This is a genomic window from Roseibium aggregatum IAM 12614, assembly GCF_000168975.1.
Classification (GTDB): Bacteria; Pseudomonadota; Alphaproteobacteria; order Rhizobiales; family Stappiaceae; genus Roseibium; species Roseibium aggregatum.
In genome coordinates this window covers 110,257-127,299 of record NZ_AAUW01000021.1, presented here as the reverse complement: position 1 = coordinate 127,299, position 17,043 = coordinate 110,257, and the positions used below count along the sequence as shown (strand labels likewise).

Below are 17,043 nucleotides of genomic sequence, written 5' to 3'. Positions count from 1 at the left end.
GAAATCACCCTTCCGCTGGCGCCGCAAGGACCCGTTCCAGACACGCATCGCCGGCTTCCTGTCCGGTTTTGAAAGGGCCGCCCAGGAAACCATGGATCAGCTGGACCGGTTGTCCATCGCCCAGGAGCAGCTGGAACGCCATTGCCGGGGGCGCCGAAGCCATTCCAGATTGCCGGAGTTTGCGCAGATGTTCCTGTCCCGGCCGCTGGTGACCATACCCATGGCCCGTCAGGACCTCGGCGTCACCGCTGCCGCCGTCGACCGCATGATCCGTCAGCTCGGCCCGGCATTGCCGCGCGAACTCACCGGCCGCGACCGATACAGGGCCTGGGGTATTCTGTGAAAGGTGACTGAAAGGTTGTTGACCATACTGGAGTGTGGCTGGGACTCCTGAGGATAAAAAACTCCGCCATATTGTCAGGTTGCAAAAACAACATTCGAAGTCACCTTTGGCAACCCTTCACATTACAAATTCAAATATTTCAACCAGACACGAGATGCTTAGCACTACTTTGGCAGAAATGTAATTTTTGGGATTGAACGAAGCCGCTAACGCGGCATTTGGTGTGGCAGTTGGGAGAAGGTGCCCTGTCTGCGAGGATTGCGGTTGTTGAAGCCCTATCCACTCAGTCAGGAGCACCCCGATGAGCAAAGCCATCAGCCCTTTGCGCCGCCGCATGATCGAGGACATGACGGTCCGCAATCTCTCGCCGGCGACGCAGCGATCTTACCTGCATGCGGTGTCGAAGTTCAGCCGCTATTTCGGCCGTTCGCCGGATCGGCTCGGTCTTGAGGATGTCCGTGCCTTTCAGGTGCATCTGGTGGCAACCGGCATTTCCTGGCCGGCGCTGAACCAGACGGTCTGTGCGCTGCGGTTCTTCTACGGCGTGACGCTCGGCCAGGCCGAGATCCCGGAGCGCATTGCCTATGCGCGCGCGCCGCGCAAGCTGCCGGAAGTGCTTTCTGCCGACGAGGTCGTGCGCTTTCTCGAGGCCGTACCGAGCCTGAAGACGCGCACGGCACTAACCGCGGCCTATGCGGCGGGTCTGCGTGTTTCCGAGGTTGTCGGGCTCAAGGTGGCCGACATCGACAGCCAGCGCGGTGTCATCCGGATCCGCCACGGCAAGGGCGGCAAGGACCGCTACGTGATGCTGTCCGCGCAGCTCCTGCATATCCTGCGGACCTACTGGCGGCTGGCGCGGCCTCCCGATTGGCTGTTTCCCCGCCGCAACGGATCCGGCCCGATCAGCATTACGGTTCTTCATGCCGCCTGCCGCTCGGCGCGGGCCGCCGCCGGCATCGACAAGCGCGTGACGGTGCACACGCTCAGGCACTCCTTCGCAACACATTTGCTGGAGAACGGCACAGACATCCGCATCATCCAGGTTCTGCTTGGTCACAACAACCTGTCGAGCACGGCGCGCTACACCAAGGTTTCCAGCAGCTCATCCCGGCGCACGCAAAGCCCACTTGACCGGCTCAACATCGAGGTGGTGCCGCCGAACTGACGCGGTCCCATGTCGGCGAGACTGGAGGTGGCGGATATCTTCCGCCGTCATGGCGAAGCCTATCGGCAAGCCCATCACGGTCATCTGGGCCGCGTTGAGCGGCGCGTGATGAGCGCGATCGAGCTGTGCCGCACCGCCGCGCTCGGCGGCCATATCGAGGAGTGCCGGGCCTGCGGAGCGGTGCGTGTGGCCTACAATTCCTGCCGCAACCGGCACTGCCCGAAGTGCCAGACTGCCGTGGCGCGGGACTGGCTGGCCGCGCGTGCGAGCGAACTCCTGCCGGTGCCCTATTTCCACGTGGTGTTCACGCTGCCCGCCGAGATCGCGGCGGTTGCCTTCCAAAACAAGGCGGTCGTCTACACCATCCTGTTCAGGACAGCCGCCGAGACGCTGCGCACGATCGCCGCCGATCCCAGACATCTCGGCGCCGAGATCGGCCTCATCGCGGTGCTCCATAGCTGGGGCCAGACCCTGACCTATCATCCGCACCTCCATTGCATCGTGCCGGGCGGCGGCCCGTCACCCGATGGCAGCCGCTGGATCTCTTGCCGCCCCGGTTTCTTTCTGGCCGTCCGGGTGTTGTCGCGCCTGTTCCGCCGGCTGTTTCTGGAGGCGCTGCGCGTCGCCTTCGAGGCCGGAGGGCTGCAATTCTTCGGCAGCATCGCCGACTTGGCCGGCCCGGCTGCCTTTGCCCGTCTCCTGGCCGCGGCGCGTCGCCGCGACTGGGTCGTCTATGCCAAGCCGCCCTTCGGCGGGCCAGAACAGGTGCTGGCTTATCTGGGCCGCTACACGCATCGCGTCGCCATCGCCAATTCCCGCCTGGTCAGCCTGGCCGACGGCAAGGTGACGTTCCGTTGGCGCGACTACCGCCATGGCCGCAAGACAAAGCTGATGACGCTCAAGGCCGACGAGTTCATCCGGCGCTTCCTCTTGCACACCCTGCCGGACGGCTTCCATCGCATCCGCCACTACGGGTTCCTCGCCAACGGCCGGCGCGTCGCACGGCTCGCGTCGTGCAGACAGCTGCTCGCCGTCCGGGCGCCGGAGACTGCCTTCCGTGCCGAGCCGGTGACGGACCTGCCGTCTCTCACGCACCCGTGCCCCTGTTGCGGCAGCCCGATGATCACACTCGCCGTGTGGCATCATGGGCAAGCGCCACCCCCGCGCTCAGCCTGGAACGACAGCTCATGAGTGCGTATGGCAGATCACGAGCCCCCTATAGGCGGCTGGCCTCCACGAGAACCGGCCCGCTTGCCTGCGGGCAAACGACCCAGTCGTGCCCTCTGCTGCCCTTCAGCGAGGCCGCCGGCTGCCAAACAGGATCGGATCTTCGGCAGTGCGCAGAAAGCATCGACCCCGCTAAGCGGCTTTCCGGTGTGATGCATCCCCACATGCGGCCTTGCTTGCACCACGCCACACCGACGCAGCCGCCACAATCCCCATAGACCCAATTCGCCCGCGGCTTCGCTCAATCCGGCTTCAATGAGGTCCGCCCCGCGCCGCTGCGCAACACTGCCGTTTTGCCCGCAGACCTCACTGAACCCTCCAGATTGAACCCTCCAGATTCCCATGAGGGTGATTGCGTGATTCATGGGGAGCCAGCTTTGACGGAGGCTGGCGATGGACGACGACTGGCAGGCAGATCTTGAGCGGTGGCTGGCGCCGTACCTGGAGGGCTTGGGCAACAAGACGCGGCGTCGAATGTGCCCGGCTTATATCGCTGGTCTGATCGGGCCCGGTGATTGCAAGAGCATCCAGCCCATGGCAGCCCGTTCGGATACGATCTCTTATGACCGGCTTCATCATTTCATCGGGGCCGGTCTGTGGGACAGCGTCCCGCTGGAAGCGACCTTGTGGAGCCAGGCGGATGAATTGGTCGGTGGCGATGGAGCCTGGCTGATCATCGACGACACCGCCCTGCCCAAGAAGGGCAAGGCTTCGGTTGGCGTTGCGCCCCAATACGCCACGGCGTTGGGCAAGAATGCAAACTGCCAGACACTGGTATCGGTGACACTGGCCTCGGGCGAAGTTCCCCTCATGCTGAGCTTGCGGTTGTTCCTGCCGGAAAGCTGGACGAGCGATACCGCGCGCATGGACAAGGCGGGCGTGCCTGTCCCTTTGCAGGAATATCGCACCAAGCCCGAGATCGCGATCGAGGAGATCGATCGTATCATCGCTGCCGGCGTGCGCTTCGGCTGTGTGCTGGCCGATGCCGGTTACGGGCTGTCCGCTCCGTTCCGACAGGCCCTGAGTGCGCGTAACCTTTGCTGGGCGGTGGGCATCCCCCGGCACCAGAAGGTCTATCCGGCCGATGTGCAACTGATCTTCCCGGTCGCTGGACGCGGCCGCCCACGGGTGCGGCATGTGCCGAACGTCAAATCCATTGCCACGCACGCGATGCTCGAAGGCGCGAAGTGGCGACAGGTCAGTTGGCGCAAGGGAACCAAGGGACGGCTGACGGCCCGCTTTGCGGCCATGCGCGCGCGCTTTGCCGATGGTGCGCCTCAGCGGATCGGCTCTGCCGGAGCCCAACACATGCCGGGTGAGGAGGCCTGGCTGGTGGGTGAGCATCGCTCGAACGGCGAGCGCAAATACGATCTCTCCAATCTGCCCGGCGACACCCCGATTAAGGCTCTCGCCGGCGCGATCAAGGCGCGCTGGGTCTGCGAACAAGAGCATCAGCAACTCAAGGAAGAACTGGGCCTCGATCACTTCGAAGGACGATCCTGGACCGGACTTCACCGCCACGCCTTGATGTCGATGATGGCCTACACCTTCCTGCAATCCCGAAGGCTCGCTCAGGCGGGGCGGAAAAAAAAGAAGCCACGGGCCGCCTCCCCAACCCACCTTGCCAGCAGTGCGCCAGGCGATCCTTGACCGTCTGGCGCGCTCACCGCCCGACCATTGCCCACACTGCGGATGTAGCCTCATCACACCCAAGTGAACTTCTGCCAAAGTAGTGCTAGTCATCGCTCTGACCTCGACAAAATTTGCGACACTACCATCTGGGTAAGGGAGTATCAGATGGTACTTCCTAGCACCTCCGAAGTGGCTAATAGGGTACCTGCGAAAAACATCTTCGGATCGTGCCGGGGGCGGGACACCTTTTTGAAGGTCCAGGCGAACTGGAAACCGTGACCGAGATGGCCGGCGCCTGGTTCCTACATTACCTTGCCCGGACGGAGGCCCCACTGGTTCCGTCGGCAACCGGGAAAAAGGCGCCCTCGACACCGGTGGAGACAGTCCGCACCGCGGCCGAAGAACTGCTCGATCCGGACAGTCCGGACTTCGGAGCCGCTTTTGACCGTTACGGTGCGGCGCGCGTGGTTCTGCTGGGTGAGACGTCGCACGGAACATCGGACTTCTACCGCGCCCGCGCGGCCATCACTCGCAGGCTGATCTAGAAGCACGGTTTCAACATTGTCGCCGTCGAAGCGGATTGGCCCGATGCCGCGGTTCTCGACCGCCGCGCGCGCGGGTTGCCGGAGCGCCGCCGCAATGTTTCGGCGTTTTCCCGCTTCCCGACCTGGATGTGGCGCAACCGGGACGTGGACGATTTCATCGCCTGGCTCAGCAAGCACAACGCGACCCTGCCCATGGACAAGCGCGTCCGGTTCCAGGGGCTGGACATCTACAGCATGTTCAACTCGATCGCCGAAGTTCTGACCTATCTCGACGCGCATGATCCTGCCGCGTCCAGGCTGGCGCGCCGCCGTTATGCCTGTCTCGCGCCGTGGTCGAACGAGCCCGCCGCCTATGGCCGCGAGGCCTTGTCCCACGGCCACGCGCTTTGCGAGGAACCGGTCACGTGGGTGCTGGTCGATCTGCTGACACGGGAACTGTCGCAGGCGCGGCGCGACGGCGACACCTTTTTCGACGCCGTCCAGAACGCCCGAGTCGTAGCGGGCGCCGAGCGGTATTACCGTGTCATGTATTACGGCTCAGCCGATAGCTGGAACCTGCGCGACGGGCACATGTTCCAGACCCTGAAACAGATCATGACCCATGTTGGCCCCGACGCGCGAGCCGTCGTCTGGGCGCACAATTCCCATATCGGCGACGCCCGCTTCACCGACATGGGCGTGAACCGGGGAGAGCTCAATATCGGCCAGCTCTGCCGAGAGGAATGGGGACGGGGCGCCGCTCTGATCGGCTTCGGCACCCATTCCGGCAGCGTTGCCTGTGCATCGGACTGGGACGGCCCGATGGAGATCAAGGCTGTGCGCCCGTCGCACCCCGACAGCCACGAGGCCATTTGCCATGCCGCTGGAGGCGACCGCTTCCTGCTCGACCTTCGACCCGGGACCGACGATGCGCTGCGCGCTGCGATGGCCGAGCCGCGGCTTGAGCGGTATATCGGCGTCATTTACCGGCCCGAGACCGAACGGTGGAGCCACTACAGCCATGCGATCCTCTCGGAACAGTACGACGGCTACGTGTGGTTCGACCGCACACAAGCCGTGGTCCCGATGCCGGCGGAGCCGGTGCCGGGCGAAGAGGAGACCTTTCCCTTCGGTCTGTGAGGTGGCACTTCGGTGTCATTTCAGCTTCAGGCGCAGACGTTTCCTCGAGGATGGTTCAAAAGGCTGAAAAGGATTTCTTGTCCGTCCTTAACGCCAAGTTGAACGGACCCCGGTGTCCCCCCAGACGCGCAGAATTAGACTAAGCGGTAGTCGCTCAGGGGCCAAGGAAGTGTCGCGGTTGGACCGTTGCGTGAAATGGGCTCTCCGTGAAAAGCACCTCGAGCTCATTCTTTTCCAGCCGCAGCCTCAAGCGATATCAGCTGCCTTGGATTCTTCAGAGCTCGATCATTTGCACTTCTGCTGGGTCCGCCGAGTTCCCACCCGTCGCCAGTTTTTAAACTGGTAATAGGAATGACTGCTTCAAGCAAACGAAGCGGACAAACGACCAATTATGCTGAAATGCTCCGGATGTCCCGCTGACTCCGACACCTAAGCTCGACACGCCCGATCATCGCTCCCTTGAAGCAGATGTCGCCTGCCGCGTCTCTCTGCGCCACGCCAGCACGTTTCACCTCCAAGCGGCGACATTTAGCAATCTTCGCCTGAAGCGGTCTCCGATTCAGCACGGAATGCTTCCGCCTGAGGATAATCTGATCCTGTCCGCTGAAAAGACCATGCAGAAGGCCCGCAATGAACACTGAAGAGATCCTCGCGAAGCTAATTGCATTTCCCTCTGTTGTCGGGACGCCGAACGGCGCGATCGTCGATTGGATTCGCGAGTTCTGTCAGGTGGCCGGGGCCGAGGTATCGGTCTTGCCCGGCCCGGAAGGCGACCGGTCCAACCGGGATTGCCAAGTTATTTTGTTCGGCCAGCAAGGGGTCCTGCTTTGGACGGATTTCAGGCGTTCATCTCGCCGGTGTAGTCCTGCCATAAGCCGAATGCATCAGCCCTTGCACGCCGGTATGAGGCGGCCGACAGAGTGTATCGACGGGGCCGGAAGACCGTGTTGATCTGATCGTGGGCGGACAGAAACCGCTGCGCTTGGCGGGGCGATTTGAACCGCCCCATAATCTTCTCCCGTTTGCGTGTCGGGCGATGGGAATTCTCAATCCTGTTGTTCAGTCCCTTGTGAGCGCGATGATCGGCATCCGGAGCAAGGGCCTGAACCGGCTTGGTGTAGCTGCGCCGCTTATCCGTCACCACGACCCTGGGCTCGCCAATTGCGTCACCAGCCCGCCGAAGAACCGTCTGGCCGCCTTTGCATTCCGGCGAGGCTGAACCAGGATGTCGAGCACCTCTCCATCGCCGTCAATCGCCCGCCAGAGCCAGTAATTCACTCCGCCATTGACAATCACCGCCTCATCAAGGTGCCATTTGCTGTTTGGCTTTGGCCGGTCCCCGCGAATGCAGCGCGCAAAATGCTGGCCAAACCGGTTCACCCATTTACGGATCGTTTCCCGGCTGACACCAATACCCCGCTCCGTCAGCAGATCTTCAACATCCGCTGTACTCAACGCAAACCGATGATAGGCCCAAACTGCATAGGAAATGATCGACCTGGGAAAACGGAACTCTGAATCATCACAGCGATCTACCAGCGCTGAGCCCCGTCAACAACTTGCAATCCCGCTGGAACAGCGAGCGGACGAACCCTTGGGTTTGCCGCAGGGCCAAATGGAAAACGGTCCGAAGCTCCAGACAAGCCGTGATCGCCAGATCGGAGTATGTCCCCGGCCGACCACGCTTGCCGGTGTGCGCCCCGCGCCCCAGTAAATGCGCCACGCTTTCATCAACCCAGATAGTGACGTCCCCGCGCCGGCGCAGGCTTTCATTTTGCTCCGCCCAGTTCGTCACACGATGCTTGGACTTCGCAATCTTGTGCCGGCGGGATGCGTGGTGTTTGAACGGCATTCACAAAACTTCAGAAGTGAGACAACCCCGTTCAGGTAGGGGAACAATCGGATTAATGCAACAAGGCCGTTTGAAACCAAGCCTATGGAAAATCAATCATTTAGATGAAGCCTGTTATCAAAGTGTCATGTTGAAAGCGTAGACGAACGTCTGTCGTTTTTCCGTGGTGCGGGAAAGCGCCGTGAACCTAAAACGACTCGGAAACAGGCTCTGGTTGTATGCGGCTGACCAAGGTAATTTCAGACGTTAAGGCATCTTTGTTCCAGAAGGCATTTTCAAGCGCTCCCATCGTGACAAACGGACGAACCGTCGCGCTGGTGGGTATGGTTGCCAAGGACACCACTGTGTCGCCCAGGGACTACGACGGGCCCTCCGGCAAAATTCGATCGCTACACGACCTTGTCTTCAGGACACGGTTGGAAGCCTTGCGCTCTGCGCGCAAAAGAAGCGGAAGTGGCGCAGAGCGCAAAAGCGGTCGTTCCGGGAGGCGGACCTGTCTACCAGCCAAAGCGGTCAAGCAGGTGGGCGTGCGCCAGACCAACGGCAAGCAGCCGGAGCCGAAGGACTCGGCAAGGGAGGGCGGTGAACGGCCCCCGCAGATGGAATTTTCAACGGCAATTGAAGCCGTATCAGGAGCCGGTCGTCTTGCCGAGGCTGACGCAATCAGGATCGCGACATTGCGCAGGAGGGCCAGAAAAGAGATTTTCGAGCGGATAAAGGCCTCACGCGACGGGAGTCGCGATGTGAGTGCGGACCTGCAGGATTTGCTGTCGGTCGAGTTTCCGGTTCTTTTTTGTGAAGAACTGCTCGCCGAACGGCCACAACTTGTCGATCTGCGCGCTGATTTGCAGGGCATCCTTCTCATCCTGCTCGAACAGGACATGTTGACGGCGGAGACGCTTCAACTCTTTTGCCTTGGTCATTCCGGTGTGTGCCGGATACCAGCAGGTTCACTTGACGCGGAAGCGCTTGAGGTCGAGGCCCGGACGTTTTGCGATCTGCTGCAACGGGCCGCCCACGGCTATCTTCCGGACGAGGTGTTCGCGTATCTTCCGGAAAGACGGGATGCCATCGCCGGTCTCTATGAAAGCGCTTTCGCAATCAGAGGCATGGATCGGCATATCGGCAAGCTGCAGGCGGACTGCCTGTTCGCAAAGGCACTTGCGCTACGAATGGGCGGCGAGGGAGGATCCTCCCAGGAAAACGATTGCGAACCCGGCCTTGCCCACGTTGCCCATGGCGAATTGCTGGCGCAACCGCATCGATTGCTCGCGCATATCGGTTCTCGTCGCGAACCGTGCTGGGAAATGGATCTGCTGTTGGCGCAAATTGCTCTTTGGGAGCAGGAAATAGACCTGCACGAGCAACGGGCGCTTGCGGTGAAAAGCGCCGTTCGCCCATGCATGGTTGAGCGGTTGGACGCGGCGATTTCCATCTTGAACGCAAGGAAGCTTGTCGGTGAAATCGAGGAAACGCGATCCCGAGCATCAAATCACCCAAGCTCCGTGGGCGCCAGTGAAGCTGCGCAAGGAACGGTACTGTCGGCACAAGAACACGCTGAAGAAACCCTGGATCGTGCAGGCGGTCTGCCTAGGCGGCGCTTGGACATCCGCTGGGACGGCGGCAGACCGGTCGTCGTTGAGGATGCGGGCCCACTTTATCGCATTTCGGGGGGGATGGTCGCGAACGCAGCCGAAGTCGCCGGAAGGTTCGTCGATCTGGACACGTTGAGAGAACTGGGAGCGTCGGATGCGGGGTCCCTGGATGTCGGCAAGGTCATTCAGAATTTATTTGAAGCAGATCTGATCAGCACGGATCAGCTCAGGCAGGCGAAACGGAATATCAAAGGGCTGCGCAGCGCAATGGTTCGCTGCGATCCTCTCGATCATTTTCTGTCGCTGGTGTGTTTCCCGGTTGCCGCTGTGCTGCACAGTTGCAGCTTCGTCACCCGCGCTGTGCTTTTCGCCAGATCGTCCGCGGGGCTATCCAGCCCGATGACAGCCCGCTTCCACTCCGGAGTGAAGGACTTGGGCAAGACTGCGTCCGGTTCAAGGCTCATGAAAGGGGTCGTCTCCGAAATATCGGGCCAGACCGACGAGCAGAAAGTGGCCAGATTTGAGGATGTCTTTTTCCGGTGGGTTGCAGGGCGGGAATATTCGGCGAACAACAACCTTCAGTTCCCCGACGGGGCTGTTCAGCGCGGCCTCGGCGCGGCGCTCGCGAACGTCGGGCAAAACCTGCGAACGTCCGGGAACCTGAATGGGTTGAAAAATGACCTTGAGGGCCTCGATGAGGCTCTTGACCGGTTGCAGGCGCGCCAAGGGGAGGAGTCCGGTAATTCCGGCAACGCTGCGTCGGGCGCGCGCGAACTTCTCGCGCGAATAGAGGCCCGTTTGGGTCGCCGCGATTATCTGCTCGTGAAGCTGAGCATTCATGCCGCCATCCTGAGTGCCAGGTCCAAATCCCTTGATACGAATTATCTGAGGGTCAACGCATTCGATGCGCTGGAACATGCGGACGATATCAGGCGAGAGATCGCGGACGCAGGAATTGCCAACTCACTTGGCCTTGCTCAGGAAGATCTCGCACCGCTGATCGATGTCTATCTGACTTGCGCTCCCGAACGAGTCGCGCAGAAGAACGCACCGGCCGCGGCCAGTGAACGGCATGCCACCTATGATGCGGCGCTCCTGAAAGAGTTGATGTCCGACCTTAACGACCTTTTGGGAGGCAAAGTCGCGCGCAAACTGAACCTCGCTGAAAAGGACCGGTGGCTCGATGAACTCTTGTCGAGTGTCCGCAGCGTTCCCATTCAGCAGAAAACAAGCGTAACACTCGTCACAAACGGGACGACACCGGGCTTGTTCGGTTTCGTCGCGTCCTTGTTGAAGCCCGCGCTCGGTGCGCTTGGCGTTTCTTTCTCGAGGTCCGTCTCCTATGCTCAAACCGTCGAAATTAAGCGCGGTGCGAAGCAATACGAGGTTCGGATCCTCGGGGGTGAAGGGTCAGCGATGACTGTCGGGATGTCCGCAAACGCCCAGGTCGGCAAGCTGGGCGGTTCAGCCGGCAGGGCGGATGTAGGCAACAGGGGTGTCTGCATCAAATTCGCCTCGGTGGAGGATGTGCAGAAATTTCTGATCGAAATGTTCTCCGAAGGCGGCGTTTCGCAGGAAACCTGGCTCTATGATGTCAAGGGATTTGAGACCGTTGCGCAAGACACGGAGCTTACCCGACTTGATGGCGAACTTCGCGGACAATTTGGAGTTGGCGTCGGTGAGTTGAAGGTAAGTGTCGTTTCCGCGGGAATAGGGCTCGGCACGAAGTCCTCCGGTTCAGTGTCCACCTACCGGTCGAGGTACTTTACCGAGCAAAAACGGAAGACGTTCAAAGAATTCTCTTTGACGACAACGGCCGGCTTGCTGAATTCCAGTCTTACGAAGGAGAATGTCGCGGAGCATGCAGCGGATGAAGAAAGCAACGGTCTGAAACCCTGCATAGGGACCACCGGCTTGACACTGTCTCAGTCGAACCGGTCGACCCGCCTGATGCGTTGCAAGGAGGTCCGCAGCTTCGACGGCGTCCTTACGGATTGCTCCAGGATCGCTGCGGTCCCCTTGACCGGAAGGGATGCGATCGAGGCTCTGGAAGTGTTCAGGAAAACCAGCTTGCCGATTGATATCGATCCGTTTCTCGACAGCGTCCGGGCCGATGAAGACTTTAGAACAGCGCTGGAGTCGGAGCTTCACAAGGCCCGGACCAACGACGTCATTCTGGTTGAGCAGAAACTGAAACCTGAGATCCTGGAGTTGGTACAACAATGGGAGGCCGAAATCCTGCTGCTCGAGCGCGAGGAAAAGCGGGCGGCGGACCTACGCGGGCTCGTCGACAGACTTTGCACAGATCCCAAAAGTTACAAGCCCGAAGCGATCATGATCGTGCCGAAACGAGATGTCGCCAAGACAAAAGCAGTCAATTTCGCGCTTTTTTATGTGGCCCGGACGGGGCTTGCCGAAAATCGCCAACCAGCCACCTACCTGCCTGTACCTTCTTAGCTCGACCTTGTACGTTTTTGGAGAGGGCTCTATCGCAAATTTTAGAGTCGTCTTGAAAATTTGAATTTTATTTTACTAATCTATTGGTGAAGCTAAATTCCGGCCGAATGCCTCCAATTTTTTGACTTTTTTTCGTGGAAATAGAGGTGCTGGCGCAGACTTGTTAGAATGTGAATCTACGCTGAAAATTTTGCGACAGTGCCTCAGAAAGACAGGGTGTCGAAGGCTCTGCAGGGATTGCCAAGTTATTTTGTCCGGCCCGCCTTTGTCCCTGTTTTGGACGGATTTCAGGCGTTCATCTCGCCGGTGTAGTCCTGCCATAAGCCGAATGCATCTGCCCTTGCATGCCGGTATGAGGCGGCCGACAGGGTGTATCGGCGCGGCCGGAAGATCGTGTTGATCTGATCGTGGGCAGACAGAAACCGCTGGGCTTGGCGGGGCGATTTGAACCGGCCCATTATTTTCTCCCGCTTGCGTGTCGGGCGATGGGAATTCTCAATCCTGTTGTTCAGTCCCTTGTGAGCGCGATGATCGGCATCCGGAGCAAGGGCCTGAACTGCCTGCGCAGTGATGTCATTCCAGGGCATTCGATCACTCCATCTTCCCGACAAAGACGGTTGAATATAACCCATTGATATAGCTTATCTATTTTATTCCATACTTTTCAGATCGTCCAAAATACCTCTAATATCATCCGCTTGTTTGATTAATCTGGTATTATTTTGTTCAGCTGCTTCCAAGTCTTTTTCACTTACTTCGTTAAATTTCATGATACTACCACCGATGTGATATCGCTCGAATCCTAATTGTTCATCCATTCCAAAGTTCGCGATGTACTCAAATTCCTTTTTTATTCTCTCAATCCGTAAATATTGCCGCCTTGCATTTGCCATTTCTTTAAGAGACAGTTTGGCAAATTTGATCGCAGAAACTAAATCGCAATTCTCTACGTGCTTATCGATAAGCTTCTCATATTCATCAATAAGTGTAACCGTCCCATTGTAGGAAAAGAGCGCGGTGTCTATGCGATTTCGTGCTGCGCGTTCCTCGACTCTTTTTCGAACAATACGTTTACTAAGTATGTTGACGCCAACCGCGCAAAGATACCCGTTTCGCGCTGCTTCGTTGAGGCGCGCTTCAATTAATCGATCGTGTTCTTTAAGGTCTTTTTTAGTTTCAAGAAACTTTACTTCAACACGGCGACCAGTGCCGTTTTTCAGGCAGCCTTTGCCAGGTTGCCGCTGGAGGTTGTCCACGCCACGTCGGACATCGGGCCGCGTGTTTTTATCAAAAAACCAGGTCGTTCGTGCGCCATCATTCTGCTGCATCCTGTCAACAATTTCTTTGAGTACCCAGGACTCTGCGTCAGCGTCCTTGTTGAAGGAGTTCGGGTTCTCTACGGAATCCAGAGCTTCTAATTCGCGGCGTTGAACCAGCTCTCCCACTGATTCCGCACCTTCGAGCGATAGCACCTCAAGGATGGCGGCCGCGGCTTTTTGCTCGAGTGTTCCATACTTCCAATTCAGGTCGGGCCGTGTTTTATGGTGCAGGCTTATAACCTTGGGAACAAAATCCTTGGCCCGATCAACCTGCTCCGTTCCGCTATCACTATCCACGATGGACAGCGAATTAGAACAGCTTGCGCGTTTTTTCCGGGGGTGAAGCTCTGTTACCGTGTTGCGGTTCGGCTTGCCGGGTGCCGCATCGCGATCAAACTGTTTCGCGGCTTCGGAACCACACTCCTGATCGCTAAACCGCGCCCGCGTTGTACCTTCGGCGGCGATGAAACCTGCACGTGCAGGCTGTTCTGTTTTAGAAGCGCCAGGTGCCTTATGTATATCCTTTTGGGAAATCACACTTGGTCCAGCGGATTCTTTCATAGGATTTCCATATATAGTTCTTTTTCCTTGGAACCCTTCTTTCTTCGTTGCCACCAGAGGGGAATCTTCTTTTTGAAAAATTTTCCGGAGTTCACTAACGCTACGTGTAGCGCCGGTTGCGGTAACAGTGCCCACTGTGTATTTCCCTAACCAGTTAATTGTGCGGACAAATTACTCGAAGTCAGATATTGTGTGTGTACCTTTTAGTGCAGGGCACATTCCATCCCGAACGGCAACACAGGTGCTAACGTCCCTGTTTTTCGGGAGGATTACTGGAGCCGTACTTTTCGCGTTTAAGTTTTGAAGACCGCCGGAGGATTTCCCGGATGTGCGAGGAGAAATTCGACCAGTCAGAGATTGCCAGACGCCTTCACCGGGACTGTGTTGCATAAAACCTGGCTCGGTCTCCGGCGGCACATTTCAGAACGGTCTCGAGGGAGGAGACGTGCCGAATATCATACCGGCAGCATTGCCAACTTGTGACGGCGCGGCGCGTGGAATTTGAACGGCCGTCAGAAAACGTCACAGCGAGAGAACGCCGTTCAGGTCAGCGTAAACCGGATTTCTGCAACAAGGTTCCCATAGGGAGCCAAGGACAAAATATTTGCGGCAGAACCCCGAAACGCGCATCCACGTGAATTAAGCGGCCCAGGGTCCGGACTCATAAATATGATGGGAATGGCGCTTCAACTGGCACAGAGCGGCAAAGTGAGTGTCGAAAAGCGGGTTTTGTGCCCGGTTAAGGCGCTCAGCGCTGCCTCTCAAAGCCAGCTGAGCGTCCCGGAGGGATTTGGCGAATATGTCCGGGTACTGCGTTGCAAGTCTTGGAAAGCCATAAGGCGGCCTGCGGCCTTGCGCCTTGTATCCGGACATATTCGCTCAAACCATTCACACCAAATTTATGGGTCCGAACCCTAAGACTCTTGCAAGCAGTCTGCAAGAATGTTCAATAACCTCAGGGTATCAAAATCGCACCCAGGATTCTGGTCTCTTAAATCTTTGGCTTTTTCCATGTCAAGATTAGGGTTTTTCGAGACAATTTTGGCGAGCGTCAAAATATTAGCATCAGAGAAGATCTTTTGCAGAGCCAGGAAAGCTTCCAAGTTTTGCTCGGAGATTAATTTCGACACACCAAAAATGTTGGTAACATATTCTGGATTGCGATAATCCAGCGAGACAAGATCTCGAAATTTCTTCAATCTAGTCAAGTCATGCTTACCGTAGAATATTCGCGCATCGACGAGAGCCAGAATACCCGTTTCAGGGAAAACTCCTTTTAAGCCCCGTAATTCATCCAGTGGCAGGTCTCCTAGGCCTTTCAATGCTCTGAAGGCATCCTCCGGGCTTGCGTCAGGGAAAATATTATTCAAGGCCCGTAATGTATCCATTTTCACGGCTCCGCCGCTTAGTGGAGAAATCCAAATGGATATGTCTCCGAGACTTGCGTCAGGGAAGAACTTTTTCAAGTCCCATAATGTGTCCAGGTCCAGGTCCCGGCCCAAATTGCCGTACGTTTCCAGCGTGCCGATGAGTGCGTAAATAGATGCATCAGGAAAGATCTCTTTCAAGGCCCTGCCTTTTTCCTGACTCAGGTCGTGGCGTTGTGCCCCCAGTCTGACGAAGTCGTCGGGATGCAAGTCAGGAAACAGCGCACGCAAAACCTTGACGTTTTCCAGGTTCAGGCCGCGGACTGCCGCCCATTCGATGATCTCGGCGGGATTCGCGGCAGGAAACAGCTCACGCAAAGCCTTGACGTTTTCCAGGTTCAGGCCGGGGGTTGCCGCTTCTTCGATGATGTTGGCGGGATGCGTGTCAGGAAACAGCTCACGCAAAGCTATGGCGTTTTTCAGGTTCAGGCCGGGGATTGCCGCCCATTCGATGATCTCGACGGGATTCGCGGCAGGAAACAGCTCACGCAAAGCCTTGACGTTTTCCGGGTTCAGGTCGGGATTTGCTGCCCATTCGGTTTTCACGTTCAGGCGAGGGTTTGCTGCCCATTCGATGATTTGGGCAGGTTCCACGCCAGGGAGCAATCCGTGCAAAGCTTTGACGGCACGCGGGCTCAGGCCGTCGGTTCTCGCCAAAGCTACTATAGTATTGATGTCTATATCTTGCCAGATGTTGCTGAGAGCGAGAGCGATATACCGGCAGTCTTGGGCATCTTTGAATTTAGGCTCGGACACTTGTTTAAGCACGTCCGCGACAGGTGTTTCCGGGAACGTTAGAGTAATCTCAATGAAATCATCATGGTTTTCCGGGGACTTCTCTTGACAAATGTCAGCGATTTCCCCCAAGTCCACACAATTAAATGCGCGTACAAGTGCCGCTAATTTTAAAGTGTCGTCCTTGGCCCAAAATCTACCCTTAATAAAATCTTGATTGCCTTCAAATCTGCCACCTACCGCCTTGGCCAATTCATCCCGGTCGCGCAACTGCGTCAGATTGCAGAGGTCTTCTGGCGACAGTGACGGGAAGATAACACGCAAGTCCCGTAAGGTTTTTACATTCAAATCCGGTTCATTCAAGAGGCAGGCAGCGAGCTCCTGGAGGCTTTCGCCTGGTAAAAGTTCTGCAAGTTCTTCCAGCTTTTCAATATCTAGAGAACCCAGATGGCGGGAGCTGATATTGTAACGATTTTGATGAGATTTTTCTTTACTCTTCTGGACCGCGAGATCTTTCAGATTCCGGAGTGTTACCCCCATAGCCTCCAATGATCGTTTTTCGTTACCGGGATCATAAATTCCCGAAAGAGCCTTTTTTACGTCCTCATGGAGCTCTCCGGCGAACGCCTCGCGAAGCCTTTGAAACTGATTTTCACTCAATTTAACGGTTCTGCCGGCGAAGGCGCCGTGGTCCGCGCCGTCGCGCTGAGCCTCCTCAGGGTTAACGGCCAGGAGAGGCTGGCGAGGAACAATTTCATGAGGGGGGGCCATTTTAAAGATCCTGAGCACTGAAAGTTAAGTCTGGTTTATTTAGAACGCGCCACCAAATCCTGAAGTGCTGTTTAGGACGGCCGTGTGGCATAAATTCTGGCTTTGACTGCGGCCGTCCCTTACCCTGGTTTAGGCATCATGAGGCCCGCCCGAATGTGGGCCGCCCGAGGGACGTCGTCCGCACTGATGTGTCCCATTTGACATAGTCCCCCCGCGCTAGAAGAGGCATTATCCTGTGGGCACAGGTAATAGTTGATTGCCTGAAGCCGACAACAGGCATCTACGCCCCCTGCGA

General features: G+C 57.6%; 10 protein-coding genes and 4 pseudogenes. 9 read left to right on the top strand and 5 right to left on the bottom strand.

Annotated features, from left to right (window positions below; translation table 11 throughout):
* From SIAM614_RS24690 to SIAM614_RS33100, 7 genes and pseudogenes are all read left to right on the top strand, one after another.
* The coding region (locus tag SIAM614_RS24690; RefSeq protein ID WP_006938759.1) for a helix-turn-helix domain-containing protein at positions 1–343 on the top strand (343 nt) is incomplete at its 5' end.
* A gap of 301 nt (positions 344–644) precedes the next feature.
* Entirely contained in the window at positions 645–1,508 is an 864-nt protein-coding gene (locus SIAM614_RS24685; RefSeq protein WP_006938757.1) for a tyrosine-type recombinase/integrase, read from the top strand.
* A gap of 9 nt (positions 1,509–1,517) precedes the next feature.
* Positions 1,518–2,699: an IS91 family transposase gene (locus SIAM614_RS24680; protein WP_006938755.1), complete on the top strand. Its 1,182-nt coding sequence runs from the start codon at positions 1,518–1,520 to the stop codon at positions 2,697–2,699.
* Positions 2,700–3,128: 429 nt separating this feature from the next.
* Positions 3,129–4,385, top strand: coding sequence for an IS701 family transposase (locus SIAM614_RS24675; protein WP_006938748.1), 1,257 nt, complete (start codon positions 3,129–3,131; stop codon positions 4,383–4,385).
* A 257-nt stretch (positions 4,386–4,642) separates the two neighbouring features.
* Complete coding sequence (locus SIAM614_RS33465) at positions 4,643–4,912, top strand: hypothetical protein (RefSeq protein ID WP_198137393.1); 270 nt, start codon at positions 4,643–4,645, stop codon at positions 4,910–4,912.
* A gap of 12 nt (positions 4,913–4,924) precedes the next feature.
* Positions 4,925–6,031: pseudogene (locus SIAM614_RS24670) on the top strand (erythromycin esterase family protein); the annotation flags it as partial.
* A 630-nt stretch (positions 6,032–6,661) separates the two neighbouring features.
* Positions 6,662–6,814 (top strand): annotated as a pseudogene (locus tag SIAM614_RS33100) (acetylornithine deacetylase); the annotation flags it as partial.
* Positions 6,815–6,869: 55 nt separating this feature from the next.
* Here SIAM614_RS33100 and SIAM614_RS24660 read toward each other — a convergent pair.
* Both SIAM614_RS24660 and SIAM614_RS24655 read right to left on the bottom strand, forming a co-directional pair.
* Positions 6,870–7,570 (bottom strand): annotated as a pseudogene (locus SIAM614_RS24660) (IS6 family transposase).
* Complete coding sequence (locus SIAM614_RS24655; RefSeq protein WP_006938738.1) at positions 7,554–7,883, bottom strand: transposase; 330 nt, start codon at positions 7,881–7,883, stop codon at positions 7,554–7,556. The pseudogene SIAM614_RS24660 and the gene SIAM614_RS24655 overlap by 17 nt, the downstream one beginning before the upstream one ends.
* Before the next feature lie 743 nt (positions 7,884–8,626).
* Here SIAM614_RS24655 and SIAM614_RS24650 point away from each other — a divergent pair.
* Entirely contained in the window at positions 8,627–11,935 is a 3,309-nt protein-coding gene (locus SIAM614_RS24650) for a hypothetical protein (protein WP_157140069.1), read from the top strand.
* Positions 11,936–12,222: 287 nt separating this feature from the next.
* Here SIAM614_RS24650 and SIAM614_RS24645 read toward each other — a convergent pair.
* Both SIAM614_RS24645 and SIAM614_RS24640 read right to left on the bottom strand, forming a co-directional pair.
* Positions 12,223–12,492 (bottom strand): annotated as a pseudogene (locus SIAM614_RS24645) (DDE-type integrase/transposase/recombinase); the annotation flags it as partial.
* A 93-nt stretch (positions 12,493–12,585) separates the two neighbouring features.
* Positions 12,586–13,950, bottom strand: coding sequence for a hypothetical protein (locus SIAM614_RS24640; protein WP_157140068.1), 1,365 nt, complete (start codon positions 13,948–13,950; stop codon positions 12,586–12,588).
* Between the two features lie 137 nt (positions 13,951–14,087).
* Here SIAM614_RS24640 and SIAM614_RS33360 point away from each other — a divergent pair, with 137 nt between their 5' ends.
* Positions 14,088–14,207, top strand: coding sequence for a helix-turn-helix domain-containing protein (locus SIAM614_RS33360; protein ID WP_157140071.1), 120 nt, complete (start codon positions 14,088–14,090; stop codon positions 14,205–14,207).
* A 522-nt stretch (positions 14,208–14,729) separates the two neighbouring features.
* Here SIAM614_RS33360 and SIAM614_RS24635 read toward each other — a convergent pair.
* Positions 14,730–16,748 carry a hypothetical protein gene (locus SIAM614_RS24635; RefSeq protein ID WP_006938730.1) on the bottom strand — a complete coding sequence of 673 codons (2,019 nt, stop codon included), beginning with the start codon at positions 16,746–16,748 and terminating at the stop codon, positions 14,730–14,732.
* Between the last annotated feature and the right edge of the window lie 295 nt (positions 16,749–17,043).